At 36.5% G+C, this 22,235-nt stretch carries 20 protein-coding genes; 16 read left to right on the plus strand and 4 right to left on the minus strand.

Translation table 11 applies throughout. The features are described 5' to 3' along the window. Positions 1-78: 78 nt before the first annotated feature. From OL225_RS15305 to OL225_RS15345, 9 genes are all read left to right on the plus strand, one after another. Entirely contained in the window at positions 79-2,337 is a 2,259-nt protein-coding gene (locus OL225_RS15305; RefSeq protein ID WP_264518825.1) for a T9SS type B sorting domain-containing protein, read from the plus strand. 121 nt (positions 2,338-2,458) lie between these two features. Next, positions 2,459-3,085 (plus strand): NAD(P)H-dependent oxidoreductase, encoded by a 627-nt coding sequence (locus OL225_RS15310; protein WP_047376427.1) that lies wholly within the window; start codon positions 2,459-2,461, stop codon positions 3,083-3,085. A 33-nt stretch (positions 3,086-3,118) separates the two neighbouring features. Continuing rightward, a complete protein-coding gene (gene nadB, locus OL225_RS15315; protein WP_047376425.1) occupies positions 3,119-4,690 on the plus strand; it encodes an L-aspartate oxidase in 1,572 nt (523 codons plus the stop codon). A gap of 14 nt (positions 4,691-4,704) precedes the next feature. Then, positions 4,705-5,352, plus strand: coding sequence for a hypothetical protein (locus OL225_RS15320; protein WP_264518826.1), 648 nt, complete (start codon positions 4,705-4,707; stop codon positions 5,350-5,352). Next, the gene (gene nadC, locus OL225_RS15325) at positions 5,349-6,209 is read left to right on the plus strand and encodes a carboxylating nicotinate-nucleotide diphosphorylase (protein ID WP_264518827.1); all 861 of its coding nucleotides are present in this window, start codon (positions 5,349-5,351) and stop codon (positions 6,207-6,209) included. The genes OL225_RS15320 and nadC overlap by 4 nt, the downstream gene beginning before the upstream one ends. A 218-nt stretch (positions 6,210-6,427) precedes the next feature. Continuing rightward, positions 6,428-9,010, plus strand: coding sequence for a TonB-dependent receptor (locus OL225_RS15330; RefSeq protein WP_264518828.1), 2,583 nt, complete (start codon positions 6,428-6,430; stop codon positions 9,008-9,010). Positions 9,011-9,096: 86 nt separating this feature from the next. Continuing rightward, positions 9,097-9,528: a hypothetical protein gene (locus OL225_RS15335; RefSeq protein WP_034691532.1), complete on the plus strand. Its 432-nt coding sequence runs from the start codon at positions 9,097-9,099 to the stop codon at positions 9,526-9,528. 67 nt (positions 9,529-9,595) lie between these two features. After that, entirely contained in the window at positions 9,596-10,588 is a 993-nt protein-coding gene (locus OL225_RS15340) for an aspartate-semialdehyde dehydrogenase (RefSeq protein WP_255813522.1), read from the plus strand. A gap of 57 nt (positions 10,589-10,645) precedes the next feature. Continuing rightward, entirely contained in the window at positions 10,646-11,644 is a 999-nt protein-coding gene (locus OL225_RS15345) for a cation diffusion facilitator family transporter (RefSeq protein WP_264518829.1), read from the plus strand. A gap of 13 nt (positions 11,645-11,657) precedes the next feature. Here the strand turns inward: OL225_RS15345 and OL225_RS15350 are convergent, their stop codons facing one another. Both OL225_RS15350 and xrtF read right to left on the minus strand, forming a co-directional pair. Beyond that, entirely contained in the window at positions 11,658-12,098 is a 441-nt protein-coding gene (locus OL225_RS15350) for an exosortase F system-associated membrane protein (protein ID WP_264518830.1), read from the minus strand. Next, the gene (gene xrtF / locus OL225_RS15355) at positions 12,085-12,615 is read right to left on the minus strand and encodes an exosortase family protein XrtF (protein ID WP_264518831.1); all 531 of its coding nucleotides are present in this window, start codon (positions 12,613-12,615) and stop codon (positions 12,085-12,087) included. The genes OL225_RS15350 and xrtF overlap by 14 nt, the downstream gene beginning before the upstream one ends. A 241-nt stretch (positions 12,616-12,856) precedes the next feature. Here xrtF and OL225_RS15360 point away from each other — a divergent pair, with 241 nt between their 5' ends. From OL225_RS15360 to OL225_RS15390, 7 genes are all read left to right on the plus strand, one after another. After that, complete coding sequence (locus OL225_RS15360; RefSeq protein ID WP_264518832.1) at positions 12,857-13,882, plus strand: aminoglycoside phosphotransferase family protein; 1,026 nt, start codon at positions 12,857-12,859, stop codon at positions 13,880-13,882. Positions 13,883-13,914: 32 nt separating this feature from the next. Then, positions 13,915-14,304, plus strand: a complete 390-nt coding sequence (locus tag OL225_RS15365) for a GxxExxY protein (protein WP_264518833.1) — start codon at positions 13,915-13,917, stop codon at positions 14,302-14,304. Positions 14,305-14,389: 85 nt separating this feature from the next. Beyond that, positions 14,390-14,806 carry an RNase adapter RapZ gene (locus tag OL225_RS15370; RefSeq protein ID WP_264518834.1) on the plus strand — a complete coding sequence of 139 codons (417 nt, stop codon included), beginning with the start codon at positions 14,390-14,392 and terminating at the stop codon, positions 14,804-14,806. A gap of 70 nt (positions 14,807-14,876) precedes the next feature. Continuing rightward, the gene (locus tag OL225_RS15375; RefSeq protein ID WP_047376403.1) at positions 14,877-15,590 is read left to right on the plus strand and encodes a nucleotidyltransferase family protein; all 714 of its coding nucleotides are present in this window, start codon (positions 14,877-14,879) and stop codon (positions 15,588-15,590) included. Positions 15,591-15,598: 8 nt separating this feature from the next. Further along, positions 15,599-16,351, plus strand: coding sequence for a TIGR00730 family Rossman fold protein (locus OL225_RS15380; RefSeq protein WP_052184639.1), 753 nt, complete (start codon positions 15,599-15,601; stop codon positions 16,349-16,351). A gap of 58 nt (positions 16,352-16,409) precedes the next feature. Further along, entirely contained in the window at positions 16,410-16,880 is a 471-nt protein-coding gene (locus OL225_RS15385; RefSeq protein WP_228408605.1) for a DUF6702 family protein, read from the plus strand. A 277-nt stretch (positions 16,881-17,157) separates the two neighbouring features. Continuing rightward, positions 17,158-17,706, plus strand: coding sequence for an inclusion body family protein (locus tag OL225_RS15390; RefSeq protein WP_047376397.1), 549 nt, complete (start codon positions 17,158-17,160; stop codon positions 17,704-17,706). A gap of 137 nt (positions 17,707-17,843) precedes the next feature. Here OL225_RS15390 and OL225_RS15395 read toward each other — a convergent pair whose 3' ends face one another. Together OL225_RS15395 and OL225_RS15400 are read right to left on the minus strand one after the other, a co-directional pair. Then, positions 17,844-19,268 (minus strand): DUF5689 domain-containing protein, encoded by a 1,425-nt coding sequence (locus OL225_RS15395; RefSeq protein WP_264518835.1) that lies wholly within the window; start codon positions 19,266-19,268, stop codon positions 17,844-17,846. A 26-nt stretch (positions 19,269-19,294) separates the two neighbouring features. Beyond that, positions 19,295-22,171: a carboxypeptidase-like regulatory domain-containing protein gene (locus OL225_RS15400; protein ID WP_264518836.1), complete on the minus strand. Its 2,877-nt coding sequence runs from the start codon at positions 22,169-22,171 to the stop codon at positions 19,295-19,297. Positions 22,172-22,235 lie beyond the last annotated feature (64 nt).

The following is a 22,235-nucleotide window of genomic DNA, read 5'->3' on the forward strand; positions in this document are numbered from 1 at the left end:
ATATTGTTATTAGCAATTCAAACATTCAAAAAACAATTTTATTTCTAAGAACAAGTATAACATCACAATCCATCCACTATGAAAAAAGATATACTCATTTTTGTACTGACTATCTTATTATGCTTGCCGGGAAGCTTATTTTCACAAACCTACCAACTTACCGGAAACCCTGTAAATACAACAGGCTGGGATCTTGTCTCTGATGCTATCGTAAGCGGAGACTTTGTAAGACTTACAACCGACCAGACCAGCAGATACGGGGCCGTAAAATTATCCACCCCTATCACCCTGAGCTATTGTGATAAATGGAAAGTGGAATTCGATTTCAGAATTGACGGAAACGGAACTACTCAGTTTGGAAAAGGAGATGGCTTTACCTTTTGGTATCTTGCCAACCCGCCTACAGGATTCGTTTCAGGAGGAGGACTTGGTATTCCTGCGAATGCTTCCGGACTAATGGTTGGTTTTGATATTTTCAACAACACTACTGAAGGCCAGATGAGTAAAGTTCATATTCTTTATGGCACCAATAATACAGCAGGTAACAATATCGAATTCAACACCACTCCTGGAAGCACATACCATTCTCAGGACCTTATCGCTACTCAGCCGTTTGTAGGAGACACCTACAGACACGTTGAAGTAAACGGAGAGACAGACCTTACCAATCCAACAAACTGGATTATTAAAGTAAGGATAAACGGCGTACTTATTGTAGATCAGTCTTTTGCTCCTTCTGGAGGTGCAGTAGGAATGTCACAAGGGTATTTCGGTTTCTCTGCAGCAACCGGAGGAGCCAGTGCAAGACATTCTATTAAAGATGTTAAAGTATTCGTAGATAAAGTTCCTATTTTAAGTAATACGGTAACTCCTTTTGTATGTACCAATCCTGCTACCGGAAATGGTGTAGTAGATCTTACTTCTTTTAACTCTCAATTTGTAAATAATCCTGGAAACTATATTTTCACTTATTATGTTTTGGGAAGCTCAACGCCTATCGCCAATCCTGCGAGTTTCCAATATTCTGGAAATACCACCATCAAGGTTGTTGTAAAAGACCCTACTTCCACTCTTTGCGATAATGGTGACGGAGTCATTCAGCTTAACCCCACCCCATTTGCAGCAACAGACGCCAGCCTTACCGGATGTAATAACAACAATGCCGGAACAGCAACCTTTGATCTTAACTCTGCTGCTGTAACAACTGTTGCCGGAGTTACAAAGGAATTCTACCCTACTTTATATGACCTTAATAATGGTACAAACCAGATTACAAACCCTTCAGCCTATGCTTCTGCAGCTGCTACAATATATGTAAGGGTAACTACTCCTCAGGGTTGTGTAAGTACAGCTAAAGTTACTCTGAACATCTACCCTGTTGTTGTTGTCAACGATGTTGAAATAAAATCCTGCTTTATAGAAACCAATCCATCTATGGCATCTTTTAATCTTACAGGAGCCATCGTTTCCCAGGGCGGACTTACAAAAGAATATTACCCATCATTGGCTGACGCCATCAGCGGAACTAATGCAATCTCTACTCCGGCGGCATACATTGCTCCAAATGGGGTTGTTTACATTAAAGTATTCAGTGCAAACGGATGTTATTCAATTGCTAAAGTGACTTTAACTGTCATCCCTCCAGTTTTCTCAAGAACATTACTAGATCAGACGATCTGTATAGAAAATACAACAACATTAGATGCAGGTGCTGGTTTCAAAAGCTATGAATGGAGCACGGGTGCCACCACTCAATCTATCAAAAATGTAGGAGTAGGCACTTATTGGGTGAAACTTAAAACCGGAGATTGTATTGCCACACAAAAAGTAACAGTATATCCTTCCGACAATCCGGTTATTACCACGGTTGATATTTCAGGAAGTACAGTAACAATATATGCCAACGGAGGAACCCCTCCATACCAATATTCAATGGATAATATCAACTGGCAGGATTCCAATGTGTTTACCAATATTACCAGAGGAGAAGCTAAAGTATATGTAAGAGACGGCTATAATTGTGTTCCTGTGGAAGTCAATATTACGGTCCCTAATCTGATCAACGTGATCACTCCTAATGATGACGGTATTAATGATTTTGTTGATTATTCTGCACTTGCTAATAAACAGAATCTGGAAATAGGGATCTTCGACAGATATGGCTACAAATTGTTCCAGGCTGATAAAACCAATGGTTATAAATGGGCAGGTACCACTAATGGAAGTAAAAAAGTTCCTACAGGAAATTACTGGTATTCTGTTTCATGGAATGAAAATAATAAAAACAGTACTCCGATAAAATTCTCAGGTTGGATTGTTGTAAAAAACAGAGAATAATTACACTTTCCATCACATCAAAAGAATCACCCTGCCAGTCAGGGTGATTTTTTGTATTAACGGGGCGGAGATATTTCATTTTAAAGACTCTTTATTCATATTCAATTCTTAAATTTGTCCTATGAATTATTTGGAAGCTTTAAGCAGAAGATATTCTGTAAAAAAATTCAATCATCAGATTATTCCTCAGGAAACCCTTCACAATATTCTTGAGTCAGGAAAGTTGTCTGCCAGTTCGCTGGGACTTCAGCCGTATAAAATTGTGATTGTTGAGAGTGAAGAAATGAAGCAGAAACTGATTCCGGCTTTCTATAATCCTTCTCAGATATCTACCTGTTCTCATCTTATCGTCATCATTTCAAAGAAAATCATTGAAGAGAACTATATCCGCGGATATTTTAATCATATTTCTGAAGTAAGAGATACTCCTGTTGAACAGCTGGATCCTTTTAGAAATAGTATTAATCAGCATATCACCCAGAAAACACAGGATGAAATCTTCAACTGGGCAGAAAAACAATCCTATATAGTATTGGCCAATCTTATGTATGCCGCTGCTATTGAAAATATAGACTCCTGCCCTATGGAAGGCTTCCGCCAGGATCTTATAGAAGAAATTCTGAATATCAATCCCGAAACAGAAAAAGTAACCGTTACCCTCGCTTTAGGCTACCGTTCTGAAGAAGACCTTTTCCAGCACATGAAAAAAGTAAGGAAACCAAACGAAAAATTGTTTAAATTTATTTAATCGTTTTTAAACGATTGTACCTAAAGCAAGCATATGATAAAAGCGGATGTATTAGTAATCGGTTCCGGCATTTCCGGACTTTCCTATGCCATTAAAGTTTCTGAACAGCTCCCTGATGCCAAAATCATTATTGTCACCAAATCTGATGAAGATGAAAGCAATACCAAATATGCACAAGGAGGTCTGGCTGTAGTTACAGATTTTCAGAATGATAATTTCCAAAAACATATTGACGATACAATGCGTGCCGGTGACGGAGAAAACAAGCGCGATGTCGTAGAAATGGTAGTAAGAGAAGCTCCTGCAAGATTCAACGAAATTGTAGAATGGGGCGCCCAATTTGACATGAAGAACGGCAAATTCGCTTTAGGAAGAGAAGGAGGCCATACTGAAAACAGAATCGTACACCACAAAGATATTACAGGTTTTGAAATTGAAAGAGCTTTGTTGGAAACAGCCAATAGCAGCCCGAATATTGAAATCCTCGACCATCATTATGTAATTGATATCATTACGCAGCACCATGTGCCCGGAAAGGAACTCAACGAAGGAGATATCCATTGCTATGGCGCTTATATTCTGGATGAAAAGTCCAAAACCATCAAAAAAATCACTTCTAAAATAACATTGGTTGCCACAGGAGGAGCCGGACATGTTTATAAAAACACCACCAATCCTACTATTGCTACAGGAGACGGAATTGCCTTTGTAGCCCGTGCAAAAGGAAAGGTTTCCAATATGCAGTATTACCAGTTCCACCCCACAGCTTTGTACAGCAAAATGGATGGAATGCTGTTCTTAATTTCAGAGGCTGTTCGTGGAGACGGAGCAAAATTAAGAACCAAAAGGGGCGAAAAATTCATGCACAAATATGATGAACGTGAAGAACTTGCATCAAGAGATATTGTAGCAAGAGCTATCGATGCCGAAATGAAAATTACCGGAGACGAATTTGTCGGTTTAGATTGTAAGGAAATGAACCATGAAAAATTCTTAGAACATTTCCCCAATATTTATAAAAAATGCAGAGATGAAGGAATTGATCCCTTCACTCAATTAATTCCTGTTGTACCCGCATGCCACTATTTAATGGGAGGTATTGAGGTAGACCGGGACGGACAATCCTCCATCAGAAACCTTTTTGCTGTGGGTGAATGTACCAACTCAGGACTTCACGGAGCCAACAGACTTGCCTCCAATTCATTGCTTGAAGGTTTGGTTTTCGGGCACAATGCAGCTATGAAAACTGTGGAACTTCTGAATGAAAACAGTTTCAACTTTGATGACCTGAAGGCAGTTCCTGAATGGGATGAAGAAGGAATGAAAATCATGGACGAAATGGTCATCGTAAGCTATCTTAGAAAACAGCTTCAGGAAATGATGAGCGACCTGGTAGGTATTGTAAGAAGTAACAGACGTCTGAACATGGCGCTCCAGAAACATCAGGAGATTGCTGCTGCTGTAGATGAAATCTATCACTACTCTATTCTTTCCCCTCAACTGTCAGAATTAAGAAACTTAACAACCGTTGCCCATCTCATCATTACCCAATCTATGGAAATGACAGAGAATAAGGGTGCATTTTATAATAAAGATTTGGTTTAATAAAAATTAAATCAATGAAAACCCTGAATTTAAATATTCTTACAACAGTCAATATTTTATTCTATTCAAGAATGATACTTTCATTGATCTGTGGTTTTATATTATTGAGTTTTTGGGTGAAAGAAGGAAAAACTGATAATTTTTCAAATATAGTTATCCTTGCAGGAATAATATTCTTAGGACTTCTTTTAGGGGTATTTGGAGTAACATTATTAAAAAAGATTATTATCCCCAGATCCAAATATCCTTTAGTTTTAAATCTTTTATGCAATATGAAAGGTTTGGGAAAACCAGATTATTATGGAAGTTTAAAATTCGATTTAAATAATATAATTAAAGATAATAAATTACGCTTAACTCTATATTATATCAATAATCCTCAATATCCGATTTTAACATTTAATAGAGAAAAAATTATTTATTACACTCAAGAATATAATTGGGATAATTTTAAATGGAGCTATAAAGTTATACCACAAGGACGAAACGAAAAACAAATATTAGAGTTTCAGGGTATTAATCAAAACAATATAAAAATAAAAGACAATATAGATTTTGAAAAAATAGATGCAAAGGAAAATGAAGTCCTTTTGCTCTTTAATTATTCACGATTTATTGTTCGGAAAAAGATCTTCCTTTTATTACTAAAATCAAAAATATGAAAAGACCAGCATACGTAACCGATAAAGCATTAAAAACATTTATAAAAAGCGCCCTTGAAGAAGATATTCAGGATGGTGACCACTCTACGTTATCTACCATTCCCCAGGATCTTATACAAAGCGCAAAGCTATTGGTAAAACAGGACTGTATTCTCGCAGGTGTTGAGCTGGCTGAAATCATTTTCAATACTTTTGACAAAAACCTGAAAGTGGAAATTTTCATTAAAGATGGAACTCCTTGTAAATTTGGCGATGTAGCCCTTATTGTAACTGGAAGTGCAAGATCCATCCTTTCCACTGAGAGATTCGTTCTTAACTGTATGCAGAGAATGAGCGGTATTGCCACCCTTACCCATGACTGGGACTCAAGATTGGTAGGTACAAAAACTAAACTTTTAGATACAAGAAAAACGACTCCAAACTTCAGAATGTGTGAAAAATGGGCAGTTGCCATAGGTGGTGGAACCAATCACAGATATGGTCTTTATGACATGATCATGCTGAAAGACAACCATATCGACTACAATGGAAGCATTACCAATGCAGTGGCAATGGCAAAGGATTATGTTAAAAAGAACAAGAAAAAGTTAAAAATAGAGGTTGAAACAAGAAACCTTGAAGAAGTTCAGGAAGCTATCAATGCAAAGGTCGACAGAATTATGCTTGATAATATGGATGTGGAAACTATGAAGCAGGCTGTACAAATGATCAACGGCTCATGTGAATCTGAAGCTTCAGGCGGAATTACCCGCGATATGCTGAAAGAAATTGCTTCAACAGGGGTAACATTTATCTCTGTAGGAGCCCTTACACACTCTGCTGAGAATATAGATTTGAGTCTCAAAGCAGTGAAATAGCGTTGAATTTTTAACAAAAACACCCCCACTTTGTTAAAAATTCAATAACATGACTTTTTTCATAAAAAATTTCGGTTTTTAGTCATAATACTGAATTTCAACCTATTAACATTATTAAGACTGATTAAAAATTAACATTGAGTTAATAATAGTTAAATTTTATTTCGCGAATTTTGCAGAAAATTAAATCTAATTATTACTAATTATTACTAACGATTATGAAATTAATCAACAAATCGATACTAACTGCGGTTATTACATTATCTACAGCTAGTGTTTATTACGCTCAACAAGTTCAGGACACAGTGCAAAAGTCCAAAGATATTGATGAGGTAATTTTAAGAGGTGTAACGGATATCGCTAAAGATAGAAAAACACCAGTTGCAGTGTCTACAATCAAAGCTGCTCAAATCCTTGAGAGACAAGGAAACCAGGAGTTGGTAGAATTGTTAAACACAACACCGTCAGTATATGCTACAAAAGGTGGTGGTGGATTTGGAGATTCTCAGATCACAATGCGTGGTTTTGAATCAAGAAATATTGCAGTAATGGTAAACGGTATGCCTGTTAATGACATGGAAGGAGGTACTGTTTATTTCTCAAACTGGACCGGACTATCTGATGTAACAAGTACGATGCAGGTACAAAGAGGACTTGGTTCTTCGAAATTGGCAATTGCTTCTGTAGGAGGTACTATGAACTTCTTAACAAAATCAGCAGATATGAAAAGAGGTGGAATTCTTAGATTTGGAGTTGGTAACAATGACTATCTTAAAACCTCTTTTGCTTACAACACAGGTAAATCTGAAAATGGATGGTCTTCATCTATCTTGATGAGCAGACAGGCTGGTAGCACTTATATAGAAAACACACAATACGAATCTTATGCTTATTATTTTGCATTAGGTTGGGAACCAAATAAAAAACACAATTTCCAATTTACCCTAACTTCTGCACCACAATGGCATAATCAGAGAACATTCTCTCCAACAATCCAAAATTATATCAAGTACAATCCGGATCAAGACGGAACACCATACAGACAATACAACTCTGATTATGGTTACTACACTGATGCAAATGGAAATAAAGTATCATTAGCTAACAGAGCAAACTATTACTCTAAGCCGGTAATGATGGTAAACTGGGACTGGACAATGAACGAAAAGTCTAAGTTAAGTACAGTTTTATACATGTCTAACGGTAGAGGTGGTGGAACTGGTGAACTTGGTAGAGTTGGCGGAAAAGGAATCACTGATGCTTCTTTCATTGATGGAGGCGGTCATTTCAACTACGATGCTATTTTTGCTGCGAACAAAGCTGTTAACGTAAATACTGCTGGTGCTGGTAGTACTTTGATCCGTAGATCAAGTATCAACTCTCACAACTGGTATGGTATCTTGGCAAATTTCCAACACAAAATTAATGATAACTGGAACTTCTCAGTAGGTACAGATGACAGATATTACTACGGATACCATTATCAGGTAGCTTCTGATTTATATGGAGCTTCAGGATATAAGGATAGCAATAACAAAAATATTGCTCCTAATATTGTTAACAAAACTTATGATTATCAACAGCTAGCTTGGAATCCTTTTGGAGGAAAAACAGCTCCTATCCAAGATCAGATTGGTTACAGTAATGACGGTGAAGTTATCTGGTACAGTGGTTTTGGTCAGGTTGAATTTAATAAAAATGATTTCTCAGCATTCTTGCAAGGATCAGTTTCTAATCAAGGATACCAAAGAATTGACAACTTCATCCAAGATGGTGTAACGAAACAACAAGGACAGGTTGTTAATACAAAAACAGGATTCAAAAACCTTTTTGGATATAACATTAAAGGAGGTGCTAACTATAACATCAATGCTAATCACAATGTTTTCGCAAATGTTGGATATTATAGCAAGCAGCCATTCTTCAACTCTGTATACCCAAGTAACTTCCAGGTAGTTAACCCAACTTTAACTAATGAAAAAATCTTCTCTGCTGAAGTTGGATATGGTTTCAGATCTCAAAAGTTAAGCGCAAATGTTAACATATACAGAACCCAATGGGGAGACAGATGGTTAAGAAGAACTAACCAGACGTTTACTCTACCTGATAATACAACAACTACAGGATACGCAGAAATCAGTGGTATTACTGAAGTTCACCAAGGTGTTGAATTTGATGCTGTTTACAGACCAACTAATTATCTTGAATTCCAAGGTATGTTCTCATGGGGAGATTACTATTATAAAGGAAACGCTACAGGTGCTGCATTTGACGACAACAATAATCCACTTACTTTAGCTGGTACTTCTACATCAACAACTCTTTATTTAGATAAAGTAAAAGTAGGAGGAACAAGTAATAACAGTATTCCTCAGATGACTGCATCATTAGGTGCTACTGTAAAACCAGTAAAAGATCTTAGCATCTTCGGAACTTGGAGATATGTAGGTAAACTTTACTCATCAATTGATATTGCTACATTCTCTAATCAGGCTGCGCAAGAAAAAGGAGTAATGAAGTTACCGGATTTCAATCTGTTTGATGTAGGATTCTCTTACAAAATCAGATTAAGAGACAGCTCTCAATATTTCACTATTGGTGCAAATGTTTACAACTTATTTGATACTACTTATATCTCTGATGCTTCAACAAACGTATTCACAAAAACTAGTGATCAGTTTGCTACAGCAGCTCAATATGAGGCTTATCAATCTTCATTATACAAAGGAATTGATCCTACTAACCGTGTACTTTTCGGATTCGGAAGAACATGGGCAGCAAACTTATCATTCAACTTCTAATAATATCACAATATTAGATTTTATAAATATCAATCCCGGCTTTGAGCCGGGATTTTTGTTATCTTTGTGTACAAAAAAATAGGATTATGGATTTTTACAACATTTTACTTAATGCCCACAAAGGTTTCGGGTATCTTGAAATTCTTTTGGTAACATTATTTGTTATTGCACTTTTAGCTACCATGTTCGGTTTCAGTGGAAAAGTGAACAAATTTTTGAAGAAAACTACTCTATTCACGATGATTTTCTTCCACGTTCAGTTTTTATTGGGAATCATTATGTTGATCACAACTTTTAGCAAAGGATTAAACATGGGAGAAGTAATGAAAAATGCAGCATTAAGATTCCAATATGTTGAACACCCATTCTCTATGCTTATTGCAGCCGTTTTGATGACTATCGTCAACAAAAAGGTAAAATCCAATGATACTATTTCTTTAGGAGTAGTGATTATGGGACTGATTGCGGTAGGTTTATTTGCATTCGCGTTCCCTTGGACAAGAGTCTTTGGAGCTTAAAACAGACAAAGAAATTATATGCGTTATAATTTATAAATAGTTTAATCTTAAATTTTTAATTAAATCAATGAAAGTAGCTGTAGTAGGTTCAACAGGAATGGTTGGACAAGTTATGCTTAAAGTTTTGGAGGAGAGAAACTTCCCTGTAACAGAATTAATCCCGGTAGCATCCGAAAGATCTGTAGGCAAGAAGGTGAAGTATAAACAGAAGGAATTTACCATCGTAAGCATGAAGGACGCTATAGCTGCCAAACCGGATATTGCAATCTTCTCTGCAGGTGGTTCTACTTCCCTTGAATTTGCTCCTCTATTTGCAGAAGCAGGAATCACAGTGATTGATAATTCTTCAGCTTGGAGAATGGACCCTGATAAAAAATTGGTAGTTCCTGAAATCAATGCTGATGTTTTAACAAAAGAAGATAAAATCATTGCAAATCCGAATTGTTCTACCATTCAATTGGTAATGGTTCTGGGACCATTGAACAAAAAATATGATTTAAAAAGAGTAATTGTTTCTACCTACCAATCTGTAACAGGAACTGGTAAGGCTGCTGTAGATCAGCTAAACGGAGAAATCAACGGAGATGATTCAGTTGCGAAAGTATATCCTTATCAGATATTCAAAAATGCATTGCCACACTGTGATGTATTCTCTGATGATGATTACACGAAAGAAGAGATTAAACTGATGAAGGAGCCTAAGAAAATTCTAGGAGATGACACCTTTAACTTAACAGCAACAGCTGTAAGAGTTCCGGTTCAGGGAGGACATTCTGAAAGTGTAAACATTGAATTCGAAAATGAATTTGAACTGGATGAAGTAAGAAAAATCTTATCCGAAACTCCTGGCGTAATCGTAATGGATGATGTGAAAAACAACCACTACCCGATGCCTTTATATTCGGAAGGAAAAGATGAAGTTTTCGTAGGAAGAATCAGAAGGGACCTTTCACAGCCTAAAACGCTCAACCTCTGGATCGTAGCAGACAATCTGAGGAAAGGGGCAGCAACAAACGCTGTACAAATTGCAGAATACCTTGTAGCAAACAACTTAGTATAAACTAACAAAATAAAAAAGAGTCTCAAAATTGAGATTCTTTTTTTTATCAAACTTTATATGAATACCCAGAAAAATACCCACAAAGAGAAAATAGGATTCCAAAAACTTATTGCAGTGTTTGGAGTTATCCTTTTTATCGGAAAGATTATTGCCTGGAAACTCACCAATTCCGATGCAGTATTTTCCGACGCTATGGAAAGTATTGTCAATGTCATCAGTGCATTCATGGGACTTTATTCCCTTCATCTTGCAGCCAAGCCTAAAGATGAGGACCATCCATACGGTCACGGAAAAGTAGAATTCGTGACTTCCGGTATTGAAGGAGCTCTTATCGCTATTGCCGGCGTTATGATCATCTATGAAGGAGTTCACAGCCTTATCGTAGGAAAAACCCTGAGTAAAATAGATCTTGGGATATGGATTATTGCTGCCACTGCAATTATCAATTATCTGCTGGGGTATATTTCTATAAAGAAAGGAGAAAGAGAAAATTCTCTGGTTCTTATTTCATCCGGTAAACACCTTCAGTCCGATACTATTACCACTCTTGGAGTAGTTGCCAGCTTAATTATTGTTTACTTCACCAAAATTTATTGGCTGGACTCTGTAGTAGCACTATCTTTCGGGCTTTATATCATATTCGTAGGCTATAAAATTGTCCGAAAATCTTTAAGCGGCATTATGGATGAGCAGGATCCTGAAATACTAAATCAGGTCATTAGAATCCTTGAAGAAAACAGACACATAGAATGGATTGATGTACACAATATGAAAATCCAACAGTTTGGTTCTTCTCTACACATTGATGCTCATATAACATTGCCATGGTATTATGACCTTCGTGATGCCCATGGAGAGATGGAAAAAGTAATTATTCTTCTTGCCAAAAACATGAAACGAACTATTGAGTTCAATTTCCATATGGATGACTGTAAACCGATTTCATGTCCGGTATGTCAGATCAAAGAATGCCCTGTCCGTGAGAAAGACTTTGTGAAACGCGTAGAATGGACTCCTGAAAATGTAACCAGTGTAGACAAGCATACCGTAGAATAATAGATAAATTCACTTATCTAACCTCTTTATTCATCATCTGTTTTCTGTAATAAAACATGGGAACAATCAGAAGTATAATCAAAGGTTGGATCACAAACCTTCTCATATAAAAAGAAAAAAGATATCCTATCTCGAATCTGTCAGAAATACAATACAGATAAATTGGAAGAGAAATCATAAACACAATAACCATCATTACAGCGCCCTGCAATGTCCATTGTTTATTTTTAAACAACCCATGGATAATCAGGCAGGAAAACAAAAGGTTTAAAACAAATCTAAATAGATGTCCGCCAATCAGCTTTCCCCATTCAAATTCAGGGAATTCGATATTTTTATTTGCTTCATGAAAGTAGTCCAGAAACGGATCATAAAAAATAGTTCCTTCCAGAACTCTTACACTTATCAACCCGCAGATTCCTGCTATAACCAGAAGCCAACTAAGAATTTTCATGTTTTAAAGCAAAAAATTTAATCCAGACCAGCCAAAGTACAACGACACTTCCATAAATAATGGCAGGAAAAATAAAATCATGGAACATTTTCCCATATTCCTTATGATCTGTCATGACGATATTCAATCCTATAATTCTCAGAAGATTCATTATGTACAGTATAATCAACCCTGCCCCGACAAAGACAAAAGTCTTCATTCCTTTATAAAAAGCAAAAACGAAAGAGACAAACAGAATGATAACAGAAACAGCATTGCAGCCCTCCACCATTCTCGTCTCATAACGTTGTTTAACATAAAACCAAACCTGTTCATTCTTTACATCATCATAAAGTTCCGTAGGATAACCTATGGCATTCTGCAAAGCCGCCGCCTGATTGGCAATTACTCTTGAAAAAGAATCCAACCCGGAACTTTTACCGCTATTCAGATAGAACTGATAGGCAAAAAGAAGTACCAGGTAAATAATAATGAAACGCAATAAGATACCTAAAACAGGTTTAAAGTCTTTCAGCATTCTGCAAAGATAAAAATTAGCCTGTAATATCCTGAATTTGAATTAAGAAACTTAAAAAAACACCCATCAGATTCTACAATCGCATACATAATACTGAAAATTTTTCTTTAAAATACTCAGTAAAATAAATATTCAACACTTCTTTCAGATCCTCATTACAGCGGTCTCTTCTCTTCACATTTTCACTTCTTTAAACTATAATTCCCAACTCATGTTAATTTAGTATATTTGTTTCCATATTATGACTTCTGAAAACGCAAAACGATTTTTTGAAAACCATTTAGGTAAAAAATCTTCCGAATTCGTCACATTAGCTCAAAGCGGCTCTGCGAGGGTAAATTTTCTGGCCACTGCCGGCACTGAAAAATACATCATCACGTACAATGAAAATATCCCGGAAAATGAAAGTTTTCTTTACTATTCTGAAGTATTTTCAAATTTGAAACTTAATACCCCTTCTATTCTTGCTGTTTCTGATGACAGAACAATGTACATCCAGGAATTTTTGGGACAGCACACCCTTTCGGAGATTATTACAAAAGAACAGCAATCCCCGGCTGTAAGGTCTTTGGTACAACAGACACTGAAGCGTCTTTTCCAAATGCAGACACAGACACAGGGAAAAATTGATTTTTCAAAAACCTTTGAGTATGAAAATTATGATGAACTGCCTGTGATTCATGATCTTTATTACTTTAAAAACTTTGTAGCTGATTTTCTGGAGCTTGAATACAACAAGTCAACACTTTTAAAGGAATTCAAAAAGATTGCATTCCTCATTGAAAACATTGAGCCTAAAGGAATTATGATCCGTGATTTCCAGGCGAGAAATATTATGGTGAATGAAAAGAATGAAGTGTCTTTCATCGATTACCAGTCTGCAATGAAAGGTCCGTTAATGTACGACGTCATTTCGTTTCTTTTTCAGGCTAAAGCAAACTTTACCGAAGATTTTAAACAGGAAATGCTGGAATTTTATATTCAGCAGTTTGAAGATCCTGAAACAAGAACTCAACTAAAAGATGCGGTGATGCCTATTCAGATGATGAGATTTTTACAGGTTTTGGGTGCTTACGGATTCAGAGGATTGATTCAGAGAAAACAGCATTTTATGGCCAGCCTTGAAAAAGGAATCCAGAATATTACGCAATTTGCCGACTCATGGGAGCAGATGAATGATTATCCGGAGCTGAAGAAGGTAATTCAACAGTTGACATCAGAGAAAGCAAAACAAAAAATTGAAGAAACAATTAATTTAAACCATTAAGAAAGTTTTAAGCTATTAAGAATATTAAGGTTATGACCAAAAAAGAAATTACTCAACTGTCATATGAAATTACTGGCTTTGCCATTAAAGTCCATAAGGCTCTTGGTCCTGGTCTCCTTGAAAGTGTCTATGAAGAATGTTTAAAGATTGAACTTCTTAAAAACGGTTATGAAGTTAAGCAACAGTTGTATTTTTCCATCAATTATGAAGGGATAGAAATTGAAACAAAACTTGTTGTAGATCTCCTCGTCAATGATACAATTATTATAGAGTTAAACTTACCAATACATGAGGCACAACTACTCACTTACATGAAAGTTCTTAAAAAGCCACAGGGCCTTCTTATTAACTTTTTTACGAACAATATTACCAAGTCAATGAAACCCTTTATCAATGAATTTTTCAAAGAGCTTCCTGACTAAATTTTGATTTATCAAAATCTTAACTTACCTTAAAACCTAAATAAATCTTAATGGTTTAAAAATTTAAAAGAAAGAATAAAAGAATATGCTACACATCGAGATACACAGTTTTTCATACAAGAAAGGAGGTATTCCTAAAGACAATTCAGGAAACGGAGGCGGTTTCGCTTTTGACTGCCGTGGAATTTTAAATCCAGGAAGAATTGAAGAATATAAAATTCAGACCGGAAATGACATCGGAGTTCAGGAATATCTGGAGACAAAAACGGAAATGCCAAAGTTTTTAGAATTGGTAAAATCCCTTGTTTCGATCAATATCGACAACTACCTTGAAAGAGGATTTGAACATCTGCAAATCAACTTTGGGTGTACAGGCGGACAGCATAGATCGGTATATTCCGCTATAAAAATCGCTGATTTTATCCGGGAAAAATATCCTGAAGGAACCGAGATCACCCTTCACCACGATGAACAGCCGCAATTGAATATTAGTAATCAGTAATGAGCAATAAGTAATCTTCTTATTACGCTTATTTATTACTCATTATTTATCACTCATTACTTATACTATTATGAAAGCTCTAATTTTCGCTGCAGGAAAAGGAACCAGACTTAAACCGTTTACAGATCATCATCCGAAAGCTTTGGCAAAAGTAAACGAAATTCCACTTCTGGAAAGAAATATTACTTATCTGAAAAGTTTCGGAATAAAGGATTTTGTGATTAACATCCATCATTTCGGAGATCAGATTGTTGATTTTTTAAATAAAAATAATAATTTCGGATGCAGGATTGAAATCTCTGATGAAACCAACGAACTTCTTGAAACAGGAGGTGGCTTGATTTTTGCGAGAAAATTTCTTGATCATGGAGAAGATTTTTTAATCATGAATGCGGATATCCTCACCGACCTGAACATCAATGCGCTGGTGGAATACCATAAAAAGATAAAAGATTTTGCTACTTTAGCGGTTTCCGATAGAGAAAGTTCGAGAAAACTCCTTTTCAATGATGATATGGTTTTGAGAGGCTGGCTGAATGTACAAACTGGTGAACAAAGGCTGGCGGAATTCAACAAAGGCTTTAAAGCCCTTGCTTTCAGTGGAATTCATTGTATCAATCCTACGATCTTCGAAAAAATAAAAAGAACAGGCAAATTTTCTGTTATGGAAGAATATCTGGACCTGATGCAGACCGAGCATATACACGGTTTTGTACACGACAGTATTCTTATCGACGTCGGAAGACCCTCATCTGTAACAGAAGCCGAAAAACATTTTAAATAAATTTTGCAATGGAAATTGATGGAACTAGGGATGAAAGTTTAATAAATCCGGAACTTGACATTAACGAAACAAAACTACATAACAGTTTCAGACAGAAAACCTGGGACGAAACAATCGCCAAAGACAGCTGGATGGTCTTCAAGGTCATGGCTGAATTTGTAGACGGTTACGAAAAACTGGCCAAGATTGGTCCATGCGTTTCTATATTTGGTTCTGCACGGCTGAAGCCAGAGAACAAATACTATGAAATGGCTGTAGATATTGCGGAAAAGATCACCAAATTAGGTTTCGGAATTATTACCGGAGGCGGTCCGGGGGTCATGGAAGCAGGAAACAAAGGAGCTTTCAATGCTAAAGGAAAATCTATCGGACTGAATATTGATCTTCCTTTTGAACAGCATTTTAATCCTTATATCAATAAATCCTATTCTATGAATTTTGATTACTTTTTCGTAAGGAAAGTAATGTTTGTAAAATATTCTCAGGGTTTTGTAGTAATGCCAGGCGGTTTCGGGACATTGGATGAACTTACTGAAGCAATGACTCTTATTCAAACCAACAAAATAGGAAAATTTCCAATTGTTCTGGTAGGAAGTGAATTCTGGGGAGGATTACTGGATTGGTTCAAAGCAACTTTGTTAAAAGAAGGAATGATTGCTGAAGATGATTTGGATCTTTATCGTGTGGTAGATACCGCTGACGAGGCTGTAGCACATATTAAAGCCTTTTATGATAAGTATTCTGTGAATGTAAATTTTTAATTGGCATATTATTTGTGACTTATAACTAACAAGTATGATTGTAAATCTATTAATTAAGATGAAAAAACTTTTATATATATCAGGAATTTTAACATTTTTTGTGTTAATGAGTTTTATGTATGTAGACTTTTTCTCTTCAATGACCAAAGTGGATTATGTTGATGGAAGCAAGACATTGAAGTTTACCACAAAAATGAATACTAGCCACATCTCTGATGCTATCAAAATCAATCCAAACACAGCTGGATTTGAAGCAGAGGTAAAAAAATATGTGAACAATAATTTTGATGTATTTGTCAATGGGGCTCCTAAAACGATAACCTTTACAGGGAGTCAGGTCAGTGGAGAAACTGTATGGGTGTATTTTGAAACCGGAGGCGTTTCAGATATCAACACCTTAAAGATTAAAAATACGATCCTTTTAAGCGCTTTTCCTAAGCAGATCAATCTGGTGAACATTGCCTACAAAGGCAGCCAGAAAACAATGAACTTTCAGAGAGGAAAAGAAGTGAATGAGGTTTCTTTTTAACGTAAATTAGATTTAACCATTATAAAATGGGTACCCTGGAAAGTAAAACTTTTCAGGGTATTTTTTTGTTCACACTCAAACAAATCACATCAAAGAGATTAATTACGTACAAATACCTAATTAACAATTTCAGCATTTACACCGTAAAATATTCAATTTCAGCAATGTACATTTGTATTGTAATTACACCAAGATGTGAAGCCGGAATCACTTAAATAACGGGGCAGAATCTGAAAAGCCAAATGAGTAAGAAAACACCAAACTAAAACCAAATATCATGGACGAACAACTTAAATCATCGAGTCAGGAAATAGATGTCCTGATTGTTATTGACACGGATTATGTAAGAGATACTTATAAAAACCCAAGTAAAGATCCTAATAATCCTACAGGAATTGATCATAACAGCCAGCATATGATTGTTTCCAATGCCAACGCTATTTCCGGACAAGGTTCCGCTGATCTGAATTTCAGTGCAAGAGCCGGAGATACAGTTTCTTTCAGAGGAACATCAATTTATCAGAATTCCGATGATGCTGTCATCATCTACAATATTAAATACTGGTCTGGAGATCAGGTTTTCAACAGTTTTATATACAATTCTGTTGAAAGAAGACAGGCTGCTGTACCTAATTTAAATTCTCAGAATGGTCTTCCTGCCGCTGCTGCCGATATCACTTTTGCCAGTATCGACTCTAAAGTAAAAGCAACAGGGAAAGAGAACTTCTATGTACAGTTTGGACTTTACATTTTAGATCCGAATGACAGTAACAAACAGATCTTGTACGGTTACTTTTACTGGGATCCAACAATTACGGTTAAGTAAACGAAAATAATAAAACCACTGCTGATGTGTGTTTTTCGATGTATTTTATTTAACTCATAAAATAGAATCGGGCAGCTTTTCAAGCTGCCCGATTCTATTTTTAAGAATTGTATCAGAATAAATTTTATCCTAGTGTATTACTCAATTTTGATGTTATCGATCTGAAGATCATAAATACCATCTTTCCCTGTTTTAAGGGCAAACATAGGTTTTCCAGAGGTAATATTAAGATCGGTAAGACCTGTAAGGGTAAGCTCAATCAGCCTCCATTGTCCGTTCGTATTAATTGACCCGGTATATGAATTGGTACTTTCAGGGCTTAAAGTAGCACCTGTAGAGAATGTTCCTAAATTGAATGTATAGAAAGCAGACGTATTAGGAGCTAGTGGTGTTGCTCTGTATACATTGAAAGAAAGTGATTTCCCTGATACAGTACCTTTGATATACATTGTAATTCTCTTTGGAGTTGCTGGTATTCCTGACGCAGCATTCGCTGTAAATACATAGTCATTATTGGCAGGTGTACCTTTAATCTGAAGAGAATTTGTACCGTTATACCCCAAACCACTACCTTGAGATGCATAAGGCATAAGCCCAAAGCTATTTAAACTTGACAGGAAAGATGCCCAGTTTTCAAAATCAGAGCTCGGGAAAAGATTTACGGCATTCGCAGAAGGAAGCTCCGGCTCCCCTGGGGTGAATCTGGCGTTCGGAAAGTTAATATCATTAAGATCTCTTATATAAGCCTGATCTGTGAAAACCGTTGCGTTATTTGAGCTTGTAAAACGGCTTAAAACAAGAACGATATCACCACTTTTTTCATATTTAGGAGAAATTGGAGATTTTCCAAAAGTTGAAAAGTTACTGAAACGAAGATCTAATCTGCCTGCTTTTTTATCCGTAATATAACGATCTCCTGTAGCGGATTCGTCAGCAAAGTTCTTTGTCAGTTCAGGCTCTTCAAACTGAACGTTTTTTATTTTCACAAGCTGGTTAATGTGCGCACCGTTTTTCAGGGCATCAGAGATAAAGTTGAACTCTAATGGTTTCATTGCGGCTACTACAGGCTTCTGTCCGTCGCAAACTCTTGCCATGTAATTTGAAACTTTATTTGGGTTGATTCTACCGATAGGATAATTAGGGTCATAAGTACCTACTTTAATGTTTCCATTAACTCCCTGAACGATCAATCCTTTAAGGTTGATTCTTACTAAAGCTCCTACCGGGTAAGCAAGATATTGGCTTCCACCATCGATATCAATCTCAATACCTTGAGTTGGATTTTCAGGCTTATCCTGAAGGAACATCATTTTGTAAAGATTTGAAGATTCATCACTTGAAGAAACGTAAGCTTCTACGATGAAATCTTCTTTAATGATATCAGCTTCACCGGGTTTTGGTTTTGCAATGGTTGTAATATCAGATAACTGGTGGTTAGCTGCTGCGAATTTGTTCGTACATTTGATTTCCGGCACGTCAAAATCATCAGTTTTTACACAAGACGAGAACGCCAGCATTGAAATGGCTGTAAAGATCGCCGCTTTAAAATATATATTTTTCATTGTTTTCGATTTTTAATTTAATTTTTTTAGAATCTGAATTGAAGGTTAACAAAATAAGATCTACCCTGATTATACCAATATTTAGGAGCGAATACCATATTTCCGCTGTCATAATCATTAGCATAGTCAGTATAGTTAACGTTTCTCGTCTGCTCAAATCCGCCTGTAATAAAGTTTCTGTTATTAAGGATATTATTTACAGATGCTGACACCAATACATAATACTTACCAATCATCCAGGATTTTCCTGCATTCACATTGAAGAAGAATGCTGAAGGTAATTTTGTAGGAGTAAGAATTCTTGCAAGTTCTTCCTCCGTTACATTATCAGAAGGTACTCCCGGTGTATTAGGGTTCATATAGAATCTTTCTGTTCTGGTTACCGGAGACGGATCAAGGAATGAATGTCCGAAGTAGTTCCATGTAGCCCCTACCCACCAGTATTTAGGGCTGCTGTAACGAAGACCTAATGTGTATGCTTCCTGAGGAGTTCCGCCCTGTCTGTAATTTTTAAGGGTTGCTTCACCCATGTTCGTATAAGATCTTGATACGATATTTCCGTTTCCGTCAAGTTCTCTGAATGTTCCAACAGCGTCAGAAGCAAAATAAACAGTAGGGTTATTGGTATAAGTATATTGTCCTACACTTAATAATCCGCTGGCTGTCAAAGTTGGGGTAACTTTCACCTGTGCTCCAAGTTCAATACCCATATTTCTCTTATTGGCTCCTGCCAATACCTGTGTAATGAAAGCACCATCCTGTACAGGAGTCTGATCTCCGCTTTCAGTCAGAGTAGTCAGCTTAACTCCCTGTGCGAAATATCTTTGTACACTTGTTTCATTTTGAGTATTAACCAAGTAACCTGTCAATCTAAGTTTTACAATCGGAGTAGAAATTACATAGCTCAGATCGTTGGCATCTACAACAACGTTCTTGATCCCCGGAGTTGTAACACCACTTACTCTTGTATTAAAATAAATATCATTTAAGAAAGGAGACTGTGAAAAGTAAGCTCCGTTATAAACAAGGAAGTTTCTCCCATTGATTTTATACGTAACCTGACCTTTAACCCCTGCATTCCAGAAGTTTTGGTCTGCTCCTTTTCCGTAAGAAGACTCATACAGATAGTGTTGGAACAATCCTTCTCTGCTGTTCGTTGTATATCCGAATAATCCGGAAATGAAAACATCAAATTTCCCAGTTGAGAATTTGAAAGCAGGGTTTACTTTAAATTCCTGTCTTCTGAAAATATAGCTGTACCCTATTTTATCACCTTCTCTTTTCGCAACATCAGTATCACTTTCTCTTGTATTAAATTTACCCCAAACACTTCCTGCTGTTGTATTGGATGCAAACGGGTCCATATTCAGGGCAAAATCAGCACCTAACAAATCATTTACTTCTCTGTACTGCTCAGATCTGTAGTTTTGGTAAGATAAGTTTAAAATAAAACGGGAAGTATCGCTAAAGTTATAAGTATAGTGAGTAGACAGATTCCATACTTTATCATCTTTTACATCATCCACAAGATAATAAGCTGCTCTTCTTCCGCCTAATAAAGCATTGTATTCTACGTTTCTGTTCGCATTGTAAAGATTATCCCAGTTGATCTGTGTATGAGACTGATCATCATTGGTCCACCAGTCTCTTGTAATTCCGATGTTTGCAGCCTGTTCCGGAGATGGATCTTTATAATTTAGCCAATAGCTTGGTAAATTACGGTAATAGGTTGGAGACGGGTTATTTGCTCTGTACCAATCCAGTCTTGAACTGTACTCTTTCCCAAACTGGTAAGAAACAGACGTCCATAGCTGAGAGTTTTTATTGATTTTCCAGAAATCCTGCAATTGGATCATTGGCTGGAAACCTCTTTTTACTCGTTCATTTCTTTTATCTCCGTTTTGCCATCCCCAATAAGAGTTGTAATGAACTCCCCTGAAGTCATATACTTCCTGAGTGCTTGGACTTGAAGAGCTTCTCGCATATTTAGAACCAATAGCATTTAAGGTCATGGTATGACTGTCACTGAATTTTTTCTCAATACCAATATATCCACTGTATGCATCATAAGCAGTACCATCTTGGATCCCTTCCTGTGCCCATCTTCTCGCAATCATTCCGGTAAATGCCCACCCATTCTTATTCATTCCGGAGGAAAATCTGTAAGATAATCTGTTGGTGTAGTTTCTGTTGGTAAGAGAGTATGTCAGCTGGCTTCCTTTTCTGTACTCACTGGCTTTTGTATTCTTATAAAATACTCCGGTAGTTCCTCCGAAAGCATATTCGGAAGGTGCATGATTAGCTGCAATTTCCGGGTAACGGGTAATTTCGTTTAATCCTCCCCAGGTACTGAAGTCTACATCTCCATTATCTGCAGCAGCCATAGAAACCCCATTGATCATATTCTCACCTGTTCTGCTATCAATTCCTCTTGGGCGGAACCAATATGGTCCTAAATCAAAACTTGCAATCCTGTTGAAAACATCCTGAGATGATTGTAATAATCCTACCGTTGCTGTTTGCTGTGCACCACCGCCATCATTTTCTCCAGAATCTTCTATGATAGCCAACCCCTGATCTGCACCGTTCAATGCAGAATAAAGAGTAATTACTCCAAGATCTTTTCTTTTCTCATCACTGGTTACGTCAAATTCAAAAATTTTAGTTTCAAAATTCGGCTTGGTAACCATAATCTGATAATGTCCAGGCATCAAATCCTTAAATTGGAAATATCCGATTTTGTCTGCCGTTGCATCATTTCCTGCTCCTTTTAAATCTACACTTGCTTGCTCTACAGGTTTACCGTCTGCATCCTTAAGATACGCAAACACAGTTGTCTGCGCATAATAATATGACGCAGGAAGCAAAGTAAATAAAGAGATCAATGATAATTTTTTAATCATGAGTATGTTTATTTTTTTAATACTTTTCTTGTTAATTTTCAACAGTTTAAAAGTTGGGGGCACA

Source organism: Chryseobacterium viscerum, assembly GCF_025949665.1.
Classification (GTDB): domain Bacteria; phylum Bacteroidota; class Bacteroidia; order Flavobacteriales; family Weeksellaceae; genus Chryseobacterium; species Chryseobacterium viscerum_A.

Bases quoted from the DNA above. Each gene is read 5' to 3' on its own strand.
- xrtF (WP_264518831.1), bottom strand. From the start codon at position 12,615: ATGCTGAAAGACTTTAAACCTGTTTTAGGTATCTTATTGCGTTTCATT.
- nadB (WP_047376425.1), top strand. From the start codon at position 3,119: ATGATAAAAGCGGATGTATTAGTAATCGGTTCCGGCATTTCCGGACTT.
- OL225_RS15330 (WP_264518828.1), top strand. From the start codon at position 6,428: ATGAAATTAATCAACAAATCGATACTAACTGCGGTTATTACATTATCT.
- OL225_RS15380 (WP_052184639.1), top strand. From the start codon at position 15,599: ATGGAAATTGATGGAACTAGGGATGAAAGTTTAATAAATCCGGAACTT.
- OL225_RS15360 (WP_264518832.1), top strand. From the start codon at position 12,857: ATGACTTCTGAAAACGCAAAACGATTTTTTGAAAACCATTTAGGTAAA.
- OL225_RS15335 (WP_034691532.1), top strand. From the start codon at position 9,097: ATGGATTTTTACAACATTTTACTTAATGCCCACAAAGGTTTCGGGTAT.
- OL225_RS15340 (WP_255813522.1), top strand. From the start codon at position 9,596: ATGAAAGTAGCTGTAGTAGGTTCAACAGGAATGGTTGGACAAGTTATG.
- OL225_RS15305 (WP_264518825.1), top strand. From the start codon at position 79: ATGAAAAAAGATATACTCATTTTTGTACTGACTATCTTATTATGCTTG.
- OL225_RS15365 (WP_264518833.1), top strand. From the start codon at position 13,915: ATGACCAAAAAAGAAATTACTCAACTGTCATATGAAATTACTGGCTTT.
- OL225_RS15345 (WP_264518829.1), top strand. From the start codon at position 10,646: ATGAATACCCAGAAAAATACCCACAAAGAGAAAATAGGATTCCAAAAA.
- OL225_RS15310 (WP_047376427.1), top strand. From the start codon at position 2,459: ATGAATTATTTGGAAGCTTTAAGCAGAAGATATTCTGTAAAAAAATTC.
- OL225_RS15375 (WP_047376403.1), top strand. From the start codon at position 14,877: ATGAAAGCTCTAATTTTCGCTGCAGGAAAAGGAACCAGACTTAAACCG.
- OL225_RS15370 (WP_264518834.1), top strand. From the start codon at position 14,390: ATGCTACACATCGAGATACACAGTTTTTCATACAAGAAAGGAGGTATT.
- OL225_RS15400 (WP_264518836.1), bottom strand. From the start codon at position 22,171: ATGATTAAAAAATTATCATTGATCTCTTTATTTACTTTGCTTCCTGCG.
- OL225_RS15385 (WP_228408605.1), top strand. From the start codon at position 16,410: ATGAAAAAACTTTTATATATATCAGGAATTTTAACATTTTTTGTGTTA.
- OL225_RS15390 (WP_047376397.1), top strand. From the start codon at position 17,158: ATGGACGAACAACTTAAATCATCGAGTCAGGAAATAGATGTCCTGATT.
- OL225_RS15395 (WP_264518835.1), bottom strand. From the start codon at position 19,268: ATGAAAAATATATATTTTAAAGCGGCGATCTTTACAGCCATTTCAATG.
- OL225_RS15320 (WP_264518826.1), top strand. From the start codon at position 4,705: ATGAAAACCCTGAATTTAAATATTCTTACAACAGTCAATATTTTATTC.
- nadC (WP_264518827.1), top strand. From the start codon at position 5,349: ATGAAAAGACCAGCATACGTAACCGATAAAGCATTAAAAACATTTATA.
- OL225_RS15350 (WP_264518830.1), bottom strand. From the start codon at position 12,098: ATGAAAATTCTTAGTTGGCTTCTGGTTATAGCAGGAATCTGCGGGTTG.